Source organism: Nitrospirota bacterium, assembly GCA_030645475.1.
Lineage (GTDB): Bacteria > Nitrospirota > Nitrospiria > Nitrospirales > Nitrospiraceae > Palsa-1315.
Map to the genome: position 1 here is coordinate 151,014 of JAUSMA010000069.1, position 18,772 is coordinate 169,785.

Annotated in this window: 10 protein-coding genes and 1 tRNA gene; 5 read left to right on the forward strand and 6 right to left on the reverse strand. The window is 57.4% G+C overall.

Annotated elements, in window-relative coordinates; translation table 11 throughout:
* Positions 1-29: 29 nt before the first annotated feature.
* The 4 genes from nagZ to Q7U76_15780 form a co-directional block, all read right to left on the reverse strand.
* The gene (gene nagZ, locus Q7U76_15765; GenBank protein MDO8357838.1) at positions 30-1,133 is read right to left on the reverse strand and encodes a beta-N-acetylhexosaminidase; all 1,104 of its coding nucleotides are present in this window, start codon (positions 1,131-1,133) and stop codon (positions 30-32) included.
* 28 nt (positions 1,134-1,161) lie between these two features.
* Positions 1,162-2,670 (reverse strand): leucyl aminopeptidase, encoded by a 1,509-nt coding sequence (locus Q7U76_15770; GenBank protein MDO8357839.1) that lies wholly within the window; start codon positions 2,668-2,670, stop codon positions 1,162-1,164.
* Between the two features lie 74 nt (positions 2,671-2,744).
* On the reverse strand, positions 2,745-3,380 hold the full coding sequence (gene queE / locus Q7U76_15775; protein MDO8357840.1) for a 7-carboxy-7-deazaguanine synthase QueE: 636 nt from the start codon (positions 3,378-3,380) through the stop codon (positions 2,745-2,747).
* A 97-nt stretch (positions 3,381-3,477) separates the two neighbouring features.
* Positions 3,478-4,188: an HAD-IB family hydrolase gene (locus Q7U76_15780; GenBank protein MDO8357841.1), complete on the reverse strand. Its 711-nt coding sequence runs from the start codon at positions 4,186-4,188 to the stop codon at positions 3,478-3,480.
* A gap of 118 nt (positions 4,189-4,306) precedes the next feature.
* Between Q7U76_15780 and Q7U76_15785 the strand changes: the two genes are divergently transcribed.
* The 5 genes from Q7U76_15785 (at position 4,307) to Q7U76_15805 (ending at position 14,770) form a co-directional block, all read left to right on the forward strand.
* Positions 4,307-4,390, forward strand: a tRNA-Leu gene (locus Q7U76_15785).
* 437 nt (positions 4,391-4,827) lie between these two features.
* Positions 4,828-12,996 (forward strand): PAS domain S-box protein, encoded by an 8,169-nt coding sequence (locus Q7U76_15790; protein MDO8357842.1) that lies wholly within the window; start codon positions 4,828-4,830, stop codon positions 12,994-12,996.
* Positions 12,983-13,639 (forward strand): response regulator transcription factor, encoded by a 657-nt coding sequence (locus Q7U76_15795; protein ID MDO8357843.1) that lies wholly within the window; start codon positions 12,983-12,985, stop codon positions 13,637-13,639. Before Q7U76_15790 ends, Q7U76_15795 begins: the two co-directional genes overlap by 14 nt.
* A gap of 175 nt (positions 13,640-13,814) precedes the next feature.
* Positions 13,815-14,186, forward strand: coding sequence for a response regulator (locus Q7U76_15800; GenBank protein MDO8357844.1), 372 nt, complete (start codon positions 13,815-13,817; stop codon positions 14,184-14,186).
* 95 nt (positions 14,187-14,281) lie between these two features.
* Entirely contained in the window at positions 14,282-14,770 is a 489-nt protein-coding gene (locus Q7U76_15805; GenBank protein MDO8357845.1) for a hypothetical protein, read from the forward strand.
* Here the strand turns inward: Q7U76_15805 and priA are convergent.
* Both priA and Q7U76_15815 read right to left on the reverse strand, forming a co-directional pair.
* The gene (gene priA / locus Q7U76_15810) at positions 14,730-17,054 is read right to left on the reverse strand and encodes a primosomal protein N' (GenBank protein ID MDO8357846.1); all 2,325 of its coding nucleotides are present in this window, start codon (positions 17,052-17,054) and stop codon (positions 14,730-14,732) included. The two genes, Q7U76_15805 and priA, sit on opposite strands and share 41 nt — an antisense overlap.
* 114 nt (positions 17,055-17,168) lie before the next feature.
* Complete coding sequence (locus Q7U76_15815) at positions 17,169-18,698, reverse strand: OmpA family protein (GenBank protein MDO8357847.1); 1,530 nt, start codon at positions 18,696-18,698, stop codon at positions 17,169-17,171.
* Between the last annotated feature and the right edge of the window lie 74 nt (positions 18,699-18,772).

The following is an 18,772-nucleotide window of genomic DNA, read 5'->3' on the forward strand; positions in this document are numbered from 1 at the left end:
CCCATACGCAGAGATGAATTACGCTCGCACTAGAATGTTGGAACCTTCGATAACCGCTCGCGAACCTGATCGATCGTACGCAACAACATCTGATGAGATCTGCACCCGGCTACGAGTTTCGCGTCGGAGATTGTCACCGGTTTATAAGGCGCCACAAACCGGTCTTTCAGGCGGGCAATCCGAGTGGCTGAAAGGCTCAGCCGTTCCATCGAAATCGTGCCCGCTGCAACCGCCTGTTCCACGGCTCCGAAGGCGGCGATTTCCCGATCCCGATCTTTGCAAATTAACAAGACATCGCAGCCTGCCAGCACCGCACGAACCGCCGCGTCTTCCATGCCATAGTGGTCGATGATCGCGTGCATCTCTAAGTCGTCCGTCAAGACCACACCATCGTATCGCAGCTCCTGGCGCAAAAATCCATTGATGATGGTCGGCGAGAGTGTGGCGGGCAGTTCAGGATCGAGGGCTCGGTAGAGCACGTGCGCCGTCATCATCGATGCGATGCCCTGCGTGACGGCACGGCGGAACGGGGGAAACTCGACCGCCTCCAATCGCTCGCGTAAGGCTTCGACCACCGGCAGCTCTTTGTGGGAATCGGCATTCGTATCGCCGTGGCCGGGAAAGTGTTTCCCGCAGGCCACAACTTTGTTGTCTTGCAGTCCCGCCGCCGTCGCCAGCCCTAACTCGCAGACCACATCAGGCGTCGTCCCAAACGCGCGGTCGCCGATAACCGGATTGTCCGGATTGCTGTTCACATCGAGCACCGGCGCCATATTCATGTTCACGCCCACCGCCCGCAGTTCTTTGGCAATGGTTGCCGCAGCTGCGTAGGCCAGTTCGGTGGAATTGCAGCGGCCCAACAGGTCGCAGGGCGGGAAAATTGTAAAGCCTTTGGGAAGACGGGAGACTCGGCCCCCTTCTTGGTCGATGGAGATCAACAGCGGCGAATGGGAGCTACAGGCCTGGAGATCGTTGGTCAAGTCGACCATCTGTTCGACGGACTCGAGGTTTCGCGAGAACAGAATGACACCGCCAGGTTTGTACTCCTTGATGAAGGAGGCCAGGTCGCGGGTCACCGAGGTGCCGAGAAACCCGACCATAAAGAGCTGTCCGATTTTGTCACGCGTCGTCATACGATTGTGCTCCCCTGCTGACAGGCTGCTACAGGCTTCGATCGATCAGATACTGCAACAACAGCCTGGTGCCAATCGCGGTGGGCCCCTTCGGCACGTAGGCGCGTTCCCGTTCGCTCCAATCCGTACTGGCAATATCGAGGTGCACCCAGGGGCAGTCTCCTACGAACTTGCTTAGAAAGAGTGCTGCGGTGATCATGCCGCCGCCTCGGCCGCCGATATTGCGCATGTCGGCCACGTCGCTCTTGAGCTGTTCGAAATATTCCTCCCACAGCGGCATCTCCCAGACACGCTCGCCCGCCTTTTGCCCCGACTTCCGGACCTGTTCTTTGAGTGCCTGGTCGGTGCCGAACATGCCGATCGCAAATTGGCCGAGCGCTACGACACAGGCTCCCGTGAGAGTCGCAATGTCGATCAAGGCTGCCGGCTTGTACCGCATCGCATAGGCAAGGCCGTCGGCCAGGATGAGCCGCCCTTCCGCATCCGTGTTCTGCACTTCAACCGTTTTTCCTGAGAGTGTGGTCACGACATCGCCGGGCTTCATCGCCCTGCCGCCCGGCATGTTTTCCGCCACAGGCAGGATACTAATAAGCCGTAGCGGGAGTTTGAGTCTGGCCGCCGCACGGATCGAGGCGAGCACTTCGGCTCCCCCGGTCATATCGGCCTTCATGTGTTCCATGTTTTCGGCAGGTTTCAACGAGATTCCACCCGTATCGAAGGTGATGGTCTTCCCGACCAACACAACCGGACGCTCGTCTTTCTTCTTGGCCCCGTTGTATTCCAGGATGATGAACTTAGGCGGCTCCTGGCTCCCCCGCGCGACGCCCAGCAGCGCTCCCATCCCCAAGCGCTCCATCTCTTTCTGCTCAAGAATCTTGATCGAAATCTTTTCGGCCTTCGCAATCGCTTTCGCTTCCTCGGCGACCCTCGTTGGCGTGAGGACATTGGAGGGATGATTGCAGAGGTCGCGAACGAACACAGTGGCTTCTGCCGTGGCGACGCCGCGCCGGACCCCTTCACTCACCTGCTTCAGCTGACTCTTCTGCGGGATGAGAATCTTCATCCCTTCGACGGCATGTTCAGCCGCCGCGGTCCGATAGACGGTGAACTGATAACTGCCGAGGATCGCCCCTTCCACCATCGCTTGCGCCACTTCAACCGATGACATCCCGGCAGGGGTTACTGTGGGAAGGACCACGGTAAAGGCGCCGACTTTCGCCTGGCGCACACGCTTTGCCGCGGTGCCCATCGCTTGCCGGATCGTCTCTAGCGTGACGTCATTCTTTTTGCCCAAGCCGACGAGTACCAGCCGTTTGGCAGGCACCGAGCTCTGCGTGTGGTAGAGCAAGACCTCGTTGGCCTTGCCTTCGAACTCCTTGGATTGCAGCAGCTTGCGCAATGAACCCCCGAGGGCTCGATCGAGCAGGACTGCATCTTGTTTGCCTAACCCCTCTCCGTCGCAGTGCGTAAGGACCAATACCTCTGTAGCGGTAGTCTCTGTTTTTCCAACCTGAACCGTGACCCGCATGATTTTCATTCACATCTCCTTGTTGAAGCTGCCAGGTGTCAGCCGAAACTGAGAACCGACGGCTGAACGCTGATCGCGATTTTTCACACCCCGCGCATGTCCGGCGCCCAGATGTATTTGTGCATCTGCAATTGAAAACGGACCGGCAGACGATCGGCCAGGATCCACTCAGCCAGCTGCCGCAGATCGAGCGACGCAAAGACAGGGCTGAAATGCACCGGACAACGACTGGCCAAGTCATACTCGACAAGCACTTCACGGGCCCAGTCGTAATCGGTTCGGTCGGCCAAGACAAACTTCGCCTCATCCTTGGCGGTCAGCCTGGAAACATTTGGCCAATGCATTCGATCCACCATGCCGCTCCCCGGGCACTTTACATCCAGGATGACATGGACCCGTGGATCGACGGGGGCAACATCGATGGCGCCGCTGGTCTCAAGCAGGACCGTATAGCCGGCATCACAGAGTTTGGTCATGAGGGGGAGACTTTCAGGCTGGGCGAGCGGCTCTCCTCCAGTCACCTCCACCAGGCGGCATCCGTAACTTTTTACCTTTTCCAAGACGGCGCCGATGGAGGACTCCTGTCCTCCATAAAATGAGTAGTCGGTATCGCACCAGGTGCAGCGAAGCGGGCAGCCGGTCAACCGTACAAACACGCAGGGTTGTCCGGCGTAACTCGATTCACCTTGAATGCTATGAAAGATTTCGGTGACGCGCATGACTTAAGACGTGAAACGTGAAACGTGAATCGTGAAACGCGTATCGGAAACGTACTGTCCGGCTGAAGAGTCGGTTAACATTGAGCGATTCACGTCTTTATTCCCATCTTGCGACCGGCCAACCTTGTCGGCTGGCCATGAGAGCCATGCCCCTGATCGGATTGACCACCAAGGGGTACCCGACCAGGTCAAGAAGGTCGTAATCGCCGGGGCTGTCGCCATAGGCGTAGGACCCGGCTAAATCGAGGCCCCGATCCTGCGCATGAGCGAGAATCAGCTCCCGTTTGCCCTGGCCATAGGGCAGCGGGGGAATCAAGGCGCCGGTATAGAGGGAATCCCGTTGTTCCGGTTTCGCCGCGAAGACCGTCGGGACGTCCAAGAAATCTGCAAGAGGCTCAATCAAAAATCCTGGCGCGCCAGTCACAAGAATCAGCTGGTGACCGGCCTGGCGATGGGCGTCCAGCCTCGCGCGGCCTTCTAGGGACACCTTGCCGATCATCTCGCTCTGGCAGAACTCCCTCGCATAGGATTCGATGTCTGCGGGGCGCTTCCCTGTCAGATAGAGTTTTCGTTCCCGGAGCGAGTGCAGCGAGAACGGGGGTACATGTTGCGCCAGCCAGGCCGCGCTCCGGCTCAGCTCACCCCATCCCACCAGTCCGCGGCGCCACAAATACTGAAAGAATCGTACTTCGCTGGCGATTCCCGGCAGCAGCGTGTTGTCGACGTCGAACAGCGCGGCGACAGGCCTGTCGACCTGCCGTTCAGCGGCATCATCAATCGCGGAGGTGAGGATCTGGTGACTCTGCACAACGTTGAGGGACCCGGTGAGTATGAGCCGCCCGATTCTACCGGAGCGACTATGGATTGACAAGGATTTTGGCCCACTTCTATAATGCGCCTCCCTCGTCGTTGAAACGACCTCTGATGCCGAAGTGGTGAAATGGCAGACACGCACGTTTGAGGGGCGTGTGGCGCAAGCCGTGCGGGTTCAAGTCCCGCCTTCGGCACCATCAGAGCCTGCGATCCGTTTCTCTCCTTTCCAGTACAGCCTCATTGCCCCTCATGCGGAAAAGATCCTTCGGGGTCCGCACCGCTCTTCAGCCTCTCGCCCTTTGGCTTCAGATGGCCCGGACCCATTTGCATCTAGACTTTTTACGGCCTTCCATAGGACACTGGCACCCTCCGAAACGACTGTGCAGAACCAACTGAATAGGGTGAACGCCATGCGGTTCTTGCAACCCGATCCGCACGCGACAGAGATGCTGCCATTGTGGCATTCAGCCGTTTCCCGTAGATCTTCACGTCGCCAGCATCGGGACTTTCTTCCGAGCCTATTCGATTCCGGCCCTTCTCATCCTATCCAAGGGATCGCGCCTCCTCGATTTCGCCATCTTCAGCTACACCCAGCCGTTTCACGTCGCCATTGCCTGAGGCAAGGAGTCGCACTATGAGCAGTACCGGTCCACTGTCAGAAGTCGAATCTCTGCGATTGCAGGTGGTAGCGCTCACGCGCACCCTCGCCGAGCGAGACCAGGCACTACAGGACGGGCCCGAACAGGCCAACCTCTTGCGAGCCATCGTCGAAGGGACGTCGGCCGACATCGGAGTGGAATTCTTCCGGTCGCTCGTCAAGCATCTCACCCAAACCCTCAATGTCCGTTACGCCTTTGTCGGCGAGTGGCGGGAGCAGATTCCAGGTAAGGTGAGCACTCTAGCGGTCTGGTCGGGAACGGATTTCGCCGATCCGTTTGACTATGACCTCAAGGGCTCACCCTGCGAGCATGTGATCGGACAACGATTGTGTCTGCACGAGTCGGGCGTGCAGGAGCGTTTCCCCGACGATCATCTCCTCGTTCAATTGGGAGTTCAGAGCTATTGTGGAATGCCGTTGTTCGACCGATCGGGAACTGCACTGGGCCTCCTCGTCGTCATGGATGATCGCCCCTTTACGCGCATCCCCCTCATCAAGGATCTGTTGCAAGTTTTCGCGATGAGAGCGGCAGCAGAACTGCAGCGCCAACGAGCCGAGACCACTCTGTGCGAACAGGGGCGGCGACTATGCTTTACGCAATTTTCGCTGGATCATGCCGCGGATGCCGTCCTCTGGGCCGACGACTCAACGAAGTTCATCTATGCGAATGAAGCCGCCTGCCAGTCGTTGGGGTACACGAACGAGGAATTACTCACCCTGAGTATTCCGGATATCGCTCCCCACCACGATCCTGTTCAATTCCACAAACGGCTCGATCAGCTGAAGCGGGGCCCCGCTGTCACCTATGAATCGGTGCACCGGCGCAAAGACGGCACCGAATTTCCCATCGAGGTCTCAGTCACCTACCTGGAACACGACGGACGAGGCTATACCTGCGGCATCGTTCGGAATATCACGGAGCGCAAGCAGATAGAGCAAGAACGTCTGCAGGCATTGCACGATCTCCAGAATATCATGGAGACCGTTCCTGATTTCATGTTCACCCTCGATCTCCAAGGCAACATGGTGAAATGGAATCGCCGGGTCGAGGAGGTCACGGGATATAGCTCGAAGGAGTTGCTGAATATGTCGGCTCTGGCCTTTGTGCCTCCGGAGGCAGCAGCCCGTACCGCCGCCGCCATTCACCGGGCCTTCACGGAGGGATACGCCGAACTTGATGGAGAGCTCCTGACGAAAGATCGCCGCCTCATTCCCTATCATTGGACCGGCGCCCTACTCAAAAATCTTCAGGGCGAACCCATCGGTATCACTGGAATTGGACGAGATGTGACGGAGAAGAAACGGTCGGAAGCCGCACTCCAACAGGAACGGCAACATCTTGTCGAAGCCCAGGCGCTTGCCCATCTGGGGAGCTGGGATTGGGATATCGACAGTGGGGACGTGCAAGGTTCAGATGAGCAATTCAGAATCTTTGGCCACGAGCCAGGACGTTTTGCAGTCAAGTTCGATATGTTCTTAGCCTCGCTGCACCCCGACGATCACGATCGTGTCTTAGCCGCCATCAACGACGCGCTCCTGGGAACGCACCCCTACGACCTCGAATATCGCATCGTCCGTCCTAACGGCGAAGTCCGGTCCATCCATGCCCGCGGGGATGTCCATCGAGATGAGACCGGGCACCCGATCAGGATGGCCGGGACCGTCCTCGACATTACCGAACGGAAACAGGTTGAACGGGCTCTCCACGCCAGCGAAGAACGGTGGCACCTGGCTGTGCAAGGGAGTAATGACGGCATCTGGGATTGGAACATCCAAACAGGCGCCGTCTTCTTTTCCCCGCGATGGAAAGCCATGCGCGGGTTCGAGGACCATGAAATTTCAAACCATCTCGATGAGTGGCGAAGCCGTATTCATCCCGACGATCTCGACCGAGTGCTTCAGGGCGTTGACGCCTACTTGGCCAAAGAGGCTCCAGAGTTTTCGGAGGAATATCGAATCCAAAGAAAAGACGGATCCTACATGTGGATCTTGGATCGGGGCGTGGCCCTCTGGACCGACGATGGAACACCCTGTCGAATGACAGGTTCGGAGTCTGACATTAGCGAGCGCAAACAAGCCTTGTTGCTTTTGGCGCAACAGGAATCACTCCTTCGCTCGATTCTCGAGGCTGAACCGGAATGCGTCAAGCGCGTGGCTGCGGACGGCACGCTCTTGCAGATGAACGGGGCCGGGCTCTGTTTCATCGAGACCGAGTTCTTAGAACAAGTAGTGGGTCGATCGGTATACGATCTCGTCGCCCCTGAATTTCTGGACCAATTCCGCAGTATGCACGAGGCCGTGGTCCTGGGAGCACCGCAGCAACTTGAGTTTCAGATCATCGGGCTGAAGGGCACGCGACGGTGGATGGAAACACATGCGGTGCCGTTGTGGAATCCGATCGATCACCGCGTGGAGCATTTGGCGATCACTCGCGACATCACCGAGCGCAAGCGGGCGGAAGAATCGATCCGCCAGAATCGGACGCTGCTTCAATCGTTCGTCGAGCATACCCCCGCAGCGGTCGCCATGCTGGACAGAGACCTTCAATACGTCGCGGTGAGCAAGCGATGGTATCAGGATTACCGGCTGGCCGAACGCGACATCATCGGTCTCCACCACTATGACGTATTTCCGGAAATCCGAAAGATGGAACAATGGCAGGCCATCCATCGCCGGTGTTTGGCGGGCGAGACCCTGCGAAATGAGGAAGATCGGATTTGCCGGAAAGATGGGAGAGAAGACTGGCTTCGCTGGGAAATTCGTCCCTGGATTGATGAATCCGGCATGGTCGGTGGAATTATCATGTTCACCGAAGTCATTACCGCGCGCAAACAGGCCGAGCAGGCGTTAGCAGAAAAGACCCGTGAATTGTCGGATTTCGTTGAGCACGCCACCGTCTCCATGCATTGGGTGGGGCCAGACGGGGTGATCCTCTGGGCGAACCAGACAGAACTGAATCTCCTCGGCTATAGCCGTGAGGAGTACATCGGACGCCATATTGCTGACTTTCACGTAGACAAGTCGGTCATCCAGAACATTCTCGACCGCCTCAGCCATGACGAGCCGGTCCAGGAATATGCCGCCCGCCTTCGGAGCAAGGACGGCTCGATCAAGGACGTCATTATCGATTCGAGCGTCCTCTGGAAGGAGGGCAAATTCACGCATACCCGTTGTTTTACCCGTGACGTGACAGAGCGCAAAGAGGCGGAGGAAGCGCAACGGATCAGCGAGGAGCGCTTTCGTGCCGCATACCACAACGCCTCTGTCGGCATTTCCATCTGCGATCTGACGGGGCGATTGCAGGAAGTCAATCAGGCACTATGCGAGATGCTCGGCTACCCCAAGGAGGAGTTGCTCGCCACAGATTTTCAGGCGCTCACACATCCCGACGATCTGGCAAGCAATCTCAACCGAATTCGCATGCTACTGGCGGGAACTGCCGTGCATCAGGTATTCGACAAGCGCTATATCAAGAAGGATGGGACCACGGTCTGGGCTCACATGGGCCTCTCGGTCATACGAAATCATAACGGCGAACCATCTCATTTGCTGGCCATGGTCCACGACATCACTGAGCGCAAGCAGGCGGAGAGCAGGTTACGCCTCACGCAATTCACGATCGAGCACGCCGCAGACGCAGTCTACTGGATTGATCAAACGGCCCAGATTGTGAATGTTAACGAGGCGGCCAGTCTGATGTTGGGCTACTCAAAAGACGAGTTATGCGCGATGACGGTCCACGACTTGAATTCTGATTTCCAATCTGACATGTGGCCAGGTTTTTGGGCAGAAACCAGGCAACGCAAGAGCGTGACCTTTGAGACTTTTCATCGCTCCAAGACGGGCCAGCTCATCCCCGTCGAGGTGAGTGTCAATTATCTCTCCTACGAAGGGCAGGAGCTGCATTGCGCCTTCGTGCGAAATATCACGGACCGGAAAAATGCCCAGGAAGAGCTCCGCCGCTCCAAGTCCCAATTGACCCATATCCTCGAAAATAGTCCAGTCGTGGTCTATGCGCGCCAGGTCGGAGACGGCTGGCCCATCACCTTCATCACCCCGAATGCCTACGGGCTGCTCGGCTACACCAGCGTGGATCTTCTCAGCGACCCCCATCGACTGGATAGCTTGATACACCCGGACGATGAGCGCGATTTGCTGGCAAGAGGAATGTCTCAACTGCTGCGCGCCGGCGCATGTACCTTTGTCTATCGTTTGCGCCACCGAGATGGCATCCATCGCTGGATCGAAAACCGGGCGAGACTGAACGACAACGGAAAAGGCGCTCTGCAGATTGCCGGAACGATGATCGACGTCACGGAGCGGAAGAAGGCAGAAGAAGCGCTGGAGGAGGAACGGCATCGGTTAGTCATGGCTCAACTGCTCGCACACCTCGGCAGTTGGGAATGGAACATCCTGACCGGAACCAAGACGTGGTCCGATGAGAGCTACAGAATCTTCGGGTATGACCCCGGAAGCATTCAACCGACCTACGAGATCTTTGCGCAGGCCATACACCCTCAGGACCGGGAGCGAGTGCTTCAAGCTGCCCGTGCCACGCTGGAAGATGATATGGCCTCGTGTGATCTTGAATGCCGGATCGTCCGGCCCAGCGGAGAAGTCCGCCACATCCACTGCCGTGGTGAAGTGACACGCAATGACGCGGGACGGCCATTGCAGATGGCAGGAACGGTGCTCGACATTACGGAACGGAAGCAAACGCAAGAGGCCCTGGCTCAGCATGAACGCCAGTTACAGACCGTCCTTGATGCGCTTCCTGTGGGTGTCTGGTTTACCGATCCATCTGGCAAACCGCTTCTTGCCAATCCCGCAGCCAAGCACATTTGGTCTGGCATCAAACAGGTCGGGATCGAGACGGCCGCCAATGCCGCCGGATGGTGGGAGGCCATCGGACCATCGAGCGAACCCCATCGCTGGGCCTTGAGTCATGTCCTCACGAAAGGGGTTCCCTCACTGTACGAAACGCTCGATTTCGAATGCCTCGATGGGACGAAAAAGACCATCCGCAACACGGCCGTTCCGGTCCAGGACGAGACTGGTGTCGTCGTCGGTGCGATCGTGCTCAATGAAGATATTACGGCGTTACGGCGGGCGCAGGAAGCCATTAAACTGACGCAGTTCTCCATCGACCATGCCGTCGAGGCATTTCTATGGATTGGTCCAGACGCCAAAATTTTGCACGTGAACGAGGCGGCCTGCCGCATGCTGGAATATGCCAGTGCCGAACTGACGGCCATGACGGTGCACGACATTGATCCGAATTTTCCTCAGGAACAGTGGTCGGCCCATTGGGAAGAATTGAAACGAAAGGGTTCCCTGACGTTTGAATCGAAACATTGGTCGAGGACCGGCCGCGTTCTGGACACGGAGGTCACTGTCAATTATTTGCAATACGACGGTCGAGAGTACAACTGCGCCATCATGCGGGATATTGGAGAGCGCAAGCGGGCTGACGAGGCGCTGCGAACTAGTGAAGAACGGTATCGAGCGCTGTACGACGAGACCCCGACGATGTACTTCACTCTGGCGACGGATGGGACCGTGCGCTCCGTCAACCGGTTCGGAGCGGATCAGCTTGGCTATCAGGTGGAGGAGTTAGTTGGGCATTCTGTGCTCAGGATCTTTCACGAAGACGACAAAGAAGCCGTGAGTACCAGCCTTTCGGAATGTCTCGCGACACCGGAGACGACGAAACATTGGGAGTTTCGGAAAGTGCGAAAAGACGGGCGCATCATTTGGGTCAGGGAAACGGCCCGGGTGGGGCAGTCATCTGCCGGAGAGATCGTTTTGTTGGTGACATGCGAGGATACCACCGCGCAGAAACTGGCCGAAGCTCAGCAGGCCAGGCAAGACGACCAATTACAAGCCATCTTCCGGATGACGCTGACCCTGTCCCGCGCGACCTCGCTTGACGACATCTATCGTGAGGCCATCGATTGTATGCAGCGGGCGCTCAAGGCGGACCGCGCTTCCATCCGCTTGTTCGACGAAGCAGGCGTGATGCGGTTCAAGGCCTCCCGGGGTCTGTCGGAGCGGTACCAGTCCGCCGTAGAAGGTCATTCCCTTTGGACCAGCAAGACGGTCGATCCCCAAACAATTCTGATAGATGACATCAGTTCGGACCCCTCTGTCGCTCAATATCGAGAGGTCTTCGACGCAGAAGGTATCAAGGCTCTCGGATTCATCCCCCTCGTCTTGCCAGAAAGACTGCTGGGCAAGTTCATGCTCTATTACGATACACCTCATCATTTTACTGAAGAAGAAGTCGGCGTCGCGAAAACGATCGCCGGCCATGTGGCCTATATGATTCAACGTACCCGTGCGGACCAGGCATTACGCGTGAGTGAAGAGCGGTACCGGTCCTTAGTCGACAATGCGCCGATCGGCATCTTTGTCAACGAGGCGGGACGGTTTACCTATGTCAATCGAGAGATGCAACGCATTCTTCGTGCGACGCATGCCGATCAGCTGATCGGTATGCCGGTCTTGGACCGGATCGCCCCGGAGTTTCATCAGATCGTGCAGGCTCGCATCCAGCAGTTGATTGAGAAGGGACAGCCGGCTCCCACCTTAGATAAGCAATATGTGGGGCTCGATGGGTCACGGGTCGACGTGGCGGTCACAGCGATTCCCACCATCTTCAACGGTACCCCTGTGATGCAGGTGCTGGTGCTCGATATTACGGAGCGCAAACAGGCGGAAGAGGCGCTGCGGGAGAAACATACCCTGCTCTCGACCATCATGGATGCCACGGTGGATATCATTTTCGTGAAAGACCTGCAGGGGCGCTATTTGCACATGAATCCCGCCGGAGCCCGCGCCGTGGGGATGTCGGTCGAGGAGGTCGTCGGGAAAGACGACGACGCGATTTGGCCGGCCGACCTGGCCGCCTGCTGTCAAGAAGCTGATCGGAAGATCCTGGCTTCCGGTGCCGCCCAGACGATGGAGGAAAGCACGACGGTCGATGGACAGCGCGTCACGTATTTGACGACCAAAGCGCCATATCGCGATGCTGCAGGACGCATGATCGGCATCATCGGCGTGGCCCATGACATCTCGCAGATGAAACGATCGGAAGAAGAGCTTCGGCGGTCACATGCGTTTCTCCGGCAAGTCATCGACATCGATCCCAATTTCGTGTTTGCTAAGGACCGTGCCGGCCGTTTTACCTTAGTCAACAAGGCGGTGGCCGATGCCTACGGGACGACGGTGGAGAACTTGATTGGAAAGACCGATGCCGACTTTAATGCCGACCAGAAAGAAGTCGCATTTTCCCGCGAGACGGACTTGGAGGTGCTGAATTCGCTTCAGGATCTCTTCCTCCCCGAAGAGGTCATCACCGATTCGATGGGCAAGATGCGATGGTTGCAGACGGTGAAGCGGCCTCTTTTCAACGAACAAGGCCAGGCTATCATGGTCCTCGGGGCTGCGACGGATATCACTGAACGCAAGCGTATGGAAGAAGCTCTCCGTCAACGGGAGCGTGACCTGCGCGCCGCGATCGAGGAGCGCGAACGGATCAGCCAAGACCTTCATGACGGTATCTTGCAGTCGCTGTTTGCGGTGGGCCTCTCGCTTGAAACGACCAAATCGATGATGTCCCTCAAAGAGCGCAAGACGTCGGGCCCGGCACTTAAGCAGGCCATCGATCAATTAAACCGTCTCATGCACGAGGTCAGAAATTTCATTGCGGGGCTCGGATCGGATCTCCTCCAGGGAACGGACCTTCCGACAGCGCTGCACCACATGCTTGAAACCTTAACGAAGAATCACCCCACGCATGTGCGCCTCAAGATCGAGGATCGTGCCGCGCAGGCCCTCTCCGCCGAACAGTCGTTACACCTGCTTCTCGTCATTCAAGAAGCGGTGAGCAATTGCATCCGGCACGGCCATGCGCAAGAGGCCACGGTGTCGCTCAAGTTGCTGAAACAGGGGGTCCGTTTGAGCGTGCGCGACAACGGCTGCGGATTTGACTCAGCCGCCTCCAAGGGGATCGGACATGGATTGGCCAACATGGCCGCCCGTGCGCAGAAGATCGGAGGGCGATTTACCGTCTTGTCAAAAACGAATGAGGGAACACGTGTCGTGCTCGACCTACCGAAGGAGGCCGTCCTTGCCCACAGTTAAGGCCAAGCCGATTCGCCTGCTCCTGGTCGACGATCACGAGGTTGTCCGTGTCGGCCTGCGAACCGTCCTGCACAACAATCACGGCATTATCGTTGTCGGCGAGGCAGGCACCAAAGCTGCCGCGGTCCGGACGGTGAAGCGATTGAGACCGGACATCGTTTTGATGGACGTGCGACTTCCCGATGGATCCGGCGTCGACGCCTGCCGGGCGATTCTCGCCAGCTATCCGACAACACGCATCATCTTTCTCACGTCCTATGCGGACGAGGAGTCCGTGCTGGCGGCGGTATTGGCTGGCGCACAGGGATACGTGCTCAAGGACATCGACTCCAGCTTGTTGGTTCGATCGATTCGTACCGTGTTCAGCGGACAATCGATTCTTAATCCAACACTGACCCAACGGGCACTGAATTGGATTAAGGCCTGGCCCGAGCAGAATGGCCCGGCCCAGGGGCAATCTCTTTCTCCTCAAGAAGAGCGCGTGCTGGCATTGGTGGCGGAAGGATTGACCAACAAGGAAATCGCCACCACGATGCAACTCAGCGACAAGACGGTGAAGAACTATCTCGCCAACATGTTCCAAAAACTCCATATCTCACGGCGCGCCCAAGCTGCCACCTTCTTCGTCAAGCGTCAGGCCTGACGCAGGTTGGTGCCGGTCAGAGCTAAACGGCTCTAGTCGAGCCTTTGCGTCCTGTCGGGATACATTGTTTGTTTGCCCGCTCTTCAGGGAGATGATAAAGTCAGGCGGTCCTCTCTAGAAGACACTGCGCGAGGTGAACCGAGGTTGGAGTCATTCACCGAAGTCGAGGAGTGCGATGCCATCTATTCTTGTCGTCGATGACGAAGACCAAATCCGTCAATTAATCCGCGAAACATTGGAGCAGGCCGGCTATCACGTCACGGAAGCGCGTGACGGGAAGGAAGCGCTTCAGCAATATCGGCTGGCCCCGGCCGATGTGGTTGTGATGGATATTTTGATGCCCGATCAGGATGGCCTGGAGACCACCGCCACGTTGCGGAGGGAATTTCCAAAGGTGAAAGTCATCGCGATCACCGGCGGGAGTGACATGATTGGCATTCTCAACTTTCTCGACGTCGCCAAAATGCTCGGCGCTCACCGTACCCTTCAGAAGCCCTTTGAGATGAAGACCCTCATCGAGACGATCCAGGCCGAACTGCAGTCGTAGCCCTCCGTCCCGTCTTCCCAACTCGCCTGCATTGACAACCACGTCGTCGGAATTCACACTGTCTCGCGTATCATCTACGGAGGACAGCAAAGAATATGGTCACGACATGGTGGAGCCCTCAATTCAATGCCCTGCTGGGTAGTCTTGTCGTGGCAGCGGGTGCCTGGTTGGCGTGGGACTCGTTCTCACTCTGGGGAATCCTTCTCGTCGCAGGAGGCGTCGCAGGGTTTCTGGTCTGGCAAGGGCGGACAATTGGGCTGGTTTGGGCCTGGACCACCCTATTGATTGGCTTGGAGAGCCTAGCCTGGCCCATCGTCACGATGGTTCAGGTCCGGTCGGTCACGACCGAGCCGACCGACGATCAGATGGGAACGATCCTCTCGGCTGGGCTGACAGGCCTCTTTTCGGCAATCTTTTGGATCACCTTTTCCTATGGGCTGTTCAAGCGAATCGGTCAACCCCTCGTCGTCTCATCACCCGATGTACCCATCAGCGATTCAGCTGTGTTGCACGTAGAGCCGCCTCAGCAGAACAAGATCGCACCTAGCTCATCTCGATCGGATCGACGTCGACGTCGAACTTGATCGCCCGTCGCTGATACGTCCGCTCCAGTTCCTTGACCGTGGTCCGTACCGCGTCGAGTCCCACTTCCCGTTCCAGCGATTTCACAAGTATTTGCCATCGATACCGTCCACGGAGTTTCGCCACCGCAGAGGGAACTGGCCCCAGCACTGTGAGACGGTCTGGACGGCTAATCGGTTGAGCTTCTGAGGGGGCCTTGGCCGCGGTTGTCAGTTTCACTAAGGAGGGTGACGCGCAGGCGGTGAGTCGGGTCACCCATGTTGTGGCCGCGTCGCGCACCATGCTCTCATCGGTTCCCGATACGAGGAGGGCAATGAGATGCACGGCCGGCGGATATCCCAATGCAGTCCGATGGGACAGCTCCTCCGATACAAACACGGGTTCGTCATTCTGGACCACAGCCTGAATTGCATGATGAGAGGAGAGGGCGGTCTGTACAATAACCTGGCCGCCGGCCTCGGCCGAGGCGGCGAGGCTGACCGCATCGAGGAGTGTATGGTAGGTGCGCTCGGCGGATCGGAAATCCGGCACACTGAGTCCTGCGTCTGCCTGCACAATTCCCACGAGGCCCATGGTTGGGAGAGGTCCGCGCCGGAGCAGCAATTGTGTTCCGACGATAATATCCCATTCTCCTTGTTGGACCCTCCGCCACAGGGTCTCGGCTTGAGCCGGTTTTTTCATGGTATCTCCGTCGAGCCGAAGCACGGTCGCGCGGGGAAATAGTCGTTTCGCATCCTCTTCCACCCGTTCCGTGCCCTCCCCGATCGACTGCATACGAGGGCCGGAACAGGTGCCGCAGGTTTCGGGGATGGGTGCTACGGCTCCGCAGTAGGAGCAGTGAAGGCGGCCTGCCTGCCGGGAATACATTAGTGCGACACGACAGGTAGGACAGCGGGGAACCTGGCCGCAGTCACGACAGACGAGGGCGCCGGCATAACCCTTCCGGTTCAGAAATAGTAGAACGCCGGCTTTGCGACCGATGGTCTGCTCGATCGCTCGAATGAGCGGCTGGCTCAGCACTGTGCCGTATCCGTGATTGCGTAAATCAACGATCTGTACGTTCGGTCTCGCATCAGGCGGTAGAAGCTTGCGAATCGCGATGCCGCGTTGTTCCACTGCTGCTCTGGTCTCAAGGCTGGGATGGGCAGAGCTCAGGACCAATAAGGCCTGCTCAGTCTGTGCTCTCAGCCAGGCCACGTCCCGTGCATGATAATGTGGCTCCTGTTCCTCTTTAAATGCCGCATCCTCTTCTCCCTCGACCCAGATCGCTCCGATGGCGGTCAATGGGAGAAAGATGGCTGAACGGGTTCCCACGATGACTCGAGCGACCTTCCGCTGAATCTGGTCCCACAGCGCGGCTTTGGCTTGGTCTGAAAGACCACTATGGACACAGATCGGGGAGATTCCCTTCCCGTCATCACGAATCAAGCTTGTAATCCATTGGGCCCGTTCTGCTTCGCCCACAAGGATGAGGACCGTCTGTCCGCGGTCGACTACGAGGCGAACGGTTTGCTGCAGTAAGCTTGATCGATCGGCCCAGGGCGCCTGGACCAGAACCCGAGAAGATTCTTGGCTTTTCAGCGCTTGCAACAGCGGCGCGGCCCAAGGCATGACCTGGTCAGGGAGCAGTGGCCTGGTGATGGTAAAAGAGGGTTGCCCTGCCTGCAGGGAAAGCTTGGTGAGAGGTGCCGCCGAAGCAGATGGCAGACCTTGGCTCTTCACCACCCATCCGCGAGCCGTGAAATCTTCTAAGAGATCAGCCGTCACAGGATTGCGGGACGGCCGCCGAAGTGCGAAGGGTTGTTTCCCCAACTTCGTGAGCAATGCCCGTGCCTTTGCCGAGCAGGGTTCGCGGGCCACACGAGCAGCCTTCCCTCGCTCAGTTAGTTCGTAGTAGCTGATTTTCGCTTGGGGTTTGGGCGCCGGTGGCAGCACCAATCTCAGGCATTGTCCCCATGGCGCGACATATCGTTCGGCTACCTGCCGCGAGAGTTCAAATAGGTTCGAGGATACATCTGTTGCTGCTCCCGCCGGGAGCAACGAGTGAATGTCCTTGAGGCGTGACTGATCGAGATTATAGGGCAGAACAGGGAAGAGGGCGATCACCGCCCCTTGGAGGGTCGAGTGTCCGAAGGGTACAAGTACGAGATGCCCAACGCGCAATGTAGGACGGAGTGATAATGGCACGCGGTAGGTGAACGGACCAGCCAGATGCCGAGGCACAATAACATCTGCGAAAATGGCCTCAGGCCCTATGGGTGCAGGGGGTGCCTCTGTTGAAATCATGCGGCATTGTAGCAGCACAGGAAAAGTGGGAACAACGAGAGAGACGGCAAGGTGGGGGGGATGCAGGAGAGGGTTGACGATTTAACGTCAACCCTCTCGTATCTTTCTGCGAACCTATTGTCGTGGCGTAGCCGGAGCGGCAGGGGTCTGATCTGCATTCCCCTGATCAGCCGATGCCGGAATGGTTTCCATTGCAGGGTCTGCAGGGATAGATGAGGGGGTTGCCAGAGACGGATCTGTTGACGCCGCTGGAATCGTGGAATCCATTGGAGAGATCGGAGTTCCGTCTTCTGCTGAACTGAGGCGGGACATGTTGTAGCCGTTCTCACCAGTTTCGAGGGGCTTTGTCGATGCTGCAGACTGGCCTTTCACTGAATCGGGTAAATAGAGCACGATGTCCACGCGGCGGTTTTTCTGCCGGCCCGGTTCTGTGGCATTGCTGGCCAGCGGCTTGGTATCGCCATAGCCGACTGAGGACAGTTTTGCTGAATCGATGCCACCCTTTTCGGCCAAGTAGCGAAGGACGATACCGGCTCGAGCTTTCGACAGGTCCCAATTCGTCTGGTACAGCGACTTGAGCGAGGGACCGATTTCCCGGTTATCTGCATGGCCTTCGATGCGAATCTGCCGATCGCCGGCGGTGGTTTTAAGATAGGCAATCAGCTCATCGAGCACCTGATAACCCTCGGACTTGATCGTGGCTTCGCCCGATTCAAACCGAAGTTGCTTCATGAGATCGCCAAGGCTGATTCTGGTTTCTTTGGCAACATTCTGGACTTGGAACCTGCTTGGAGAAGGAGCGGCAGCAGGGGAAGTACCCAGAGACTGCTGGGACGATTGGGAGATTGGCATGATCTCAGGCGCACGGACTTTTACGCGGAAGCGATCGCCCTTGAGAACGCGGGAAATCGATTTCGTGATCAACGCCGTGGAAGTTCGGTCCTCCATGGATAGGATTTTCAATTCGCCCACGACCCGTTGAGGAAGGCTCCCTCCTGACCGCACGATGTCCATGCGATCCCCAGCTCTGATCCCGTCTTCCCGTCCTCGATCCAGATAGACGACATTTCTTTGTGCCACCATGTTCATGATGCCCATGTTGGACTGGAATTCTACAATCCGTCCATCCACATCACCGCCGGAAGGCTGATCAGCGGTCGCTCCCTCCTCAGTCGGAAGCACAAACTTCATCACGGGGTCGCCAGGCGATACTGGTGCATAGGCGCGGACGATCTCAACCGTGGTCAGGCTCTTGTCAACTTGGCTCACCTGAACCACCGCGAGTCGATTGACCAAATAGCCCAAGTATTGACCGGTGATGGGATGGAATACTTTGTATGCTCGCCTATAAATCGTGAAAAGATCTCCGGGCGCGACATCGCCGGGATTCTTTAGTCGGAGGTAGAGGACGTCCCGGCTTCCTAAGATCATGTGATCTCCGGTTGTCTGATTGTCGCCGGTGATCACGTTCACGAACCCATCTTGGGGAGTCGATCGCTGAATGGATCCAGAGGAATAGGCTAAGGCCTGTTCCCCGAATCGAATTGAACTTAAATCGTCAGCTGCCCAGGCCAAAGAAGGGAGTGGCGTGGCCAGGGTCAAAACCATGAGAGAAACGGCACATTTAATTGAATAGTGTGTCATGGTGGTTGTCCTTCATGTAAGGCAAGTACTGCTGTCAGAACCATAGCAAATAGTCCTGTATTGTCAAGAATATT

What these genes read in the sequence shown, in the direction of transcription:
- nagZ (MDO8357838.1), bottom strand. Translation starts at nt 1,133, where the DNA reads ATGACGACGCGTGACAAAATCGGACAGCTCTTTATGGTCGGGTTTCTC.
- Q7U76_15770 (MDO8357839.1), bottom strand. Translation starts at nt 2,670, where the DNA reads ATGAAAATCATGCGGGTCACGGTTCAGGTTGGAAAAACAGAGACTACC.
- queE (MDO8357840.1), bottom strand. Translation starts at nt 3,380, where the DNA reads ATGCGCGTCACCGAAATCTTTCATAGCATTCAAGGTGAATCGAGTTAC.
- Q7U76_15790 (MDO8357842.1), top strand. Translation starts at nt 4,828, where the DNA reads ATGAGCAGTACCGGTCCACTGTCAGAAGTCGAATCTCTGCGATTGCAG.
- Q7U76_15800 (MDO8357844.1), top strand. Translation starts at nt 13,815, where the DNA reads ATGCCATCTATTCTTGTCGTCGATGACGAAGACCAAATCCGTCAATTA.
- Q7U76_15805 (MDO8357845.1), top strand. Translation starts at nt 14,282, where the DNA reads ATGGTCACGACATGGTGGAGCCCTCAATTCAATGCCCTGCTGGGTAGT.
- priA (MDO8357846.1), bottom strand. Translation starts at nt 17,054, where the DNA reads ATGATTTCAACAGAGGCACCCCCTGCACCCATAGGGCCTGAGGCCATT.
- Q7U76_15815 (MDO8357847.1), bottom strand. Translation starts at nt 18,698, where the DNA reads ATGACACACTATTCAATTAAATGTGCCGTTTCTCTCATGGTTTTGACC.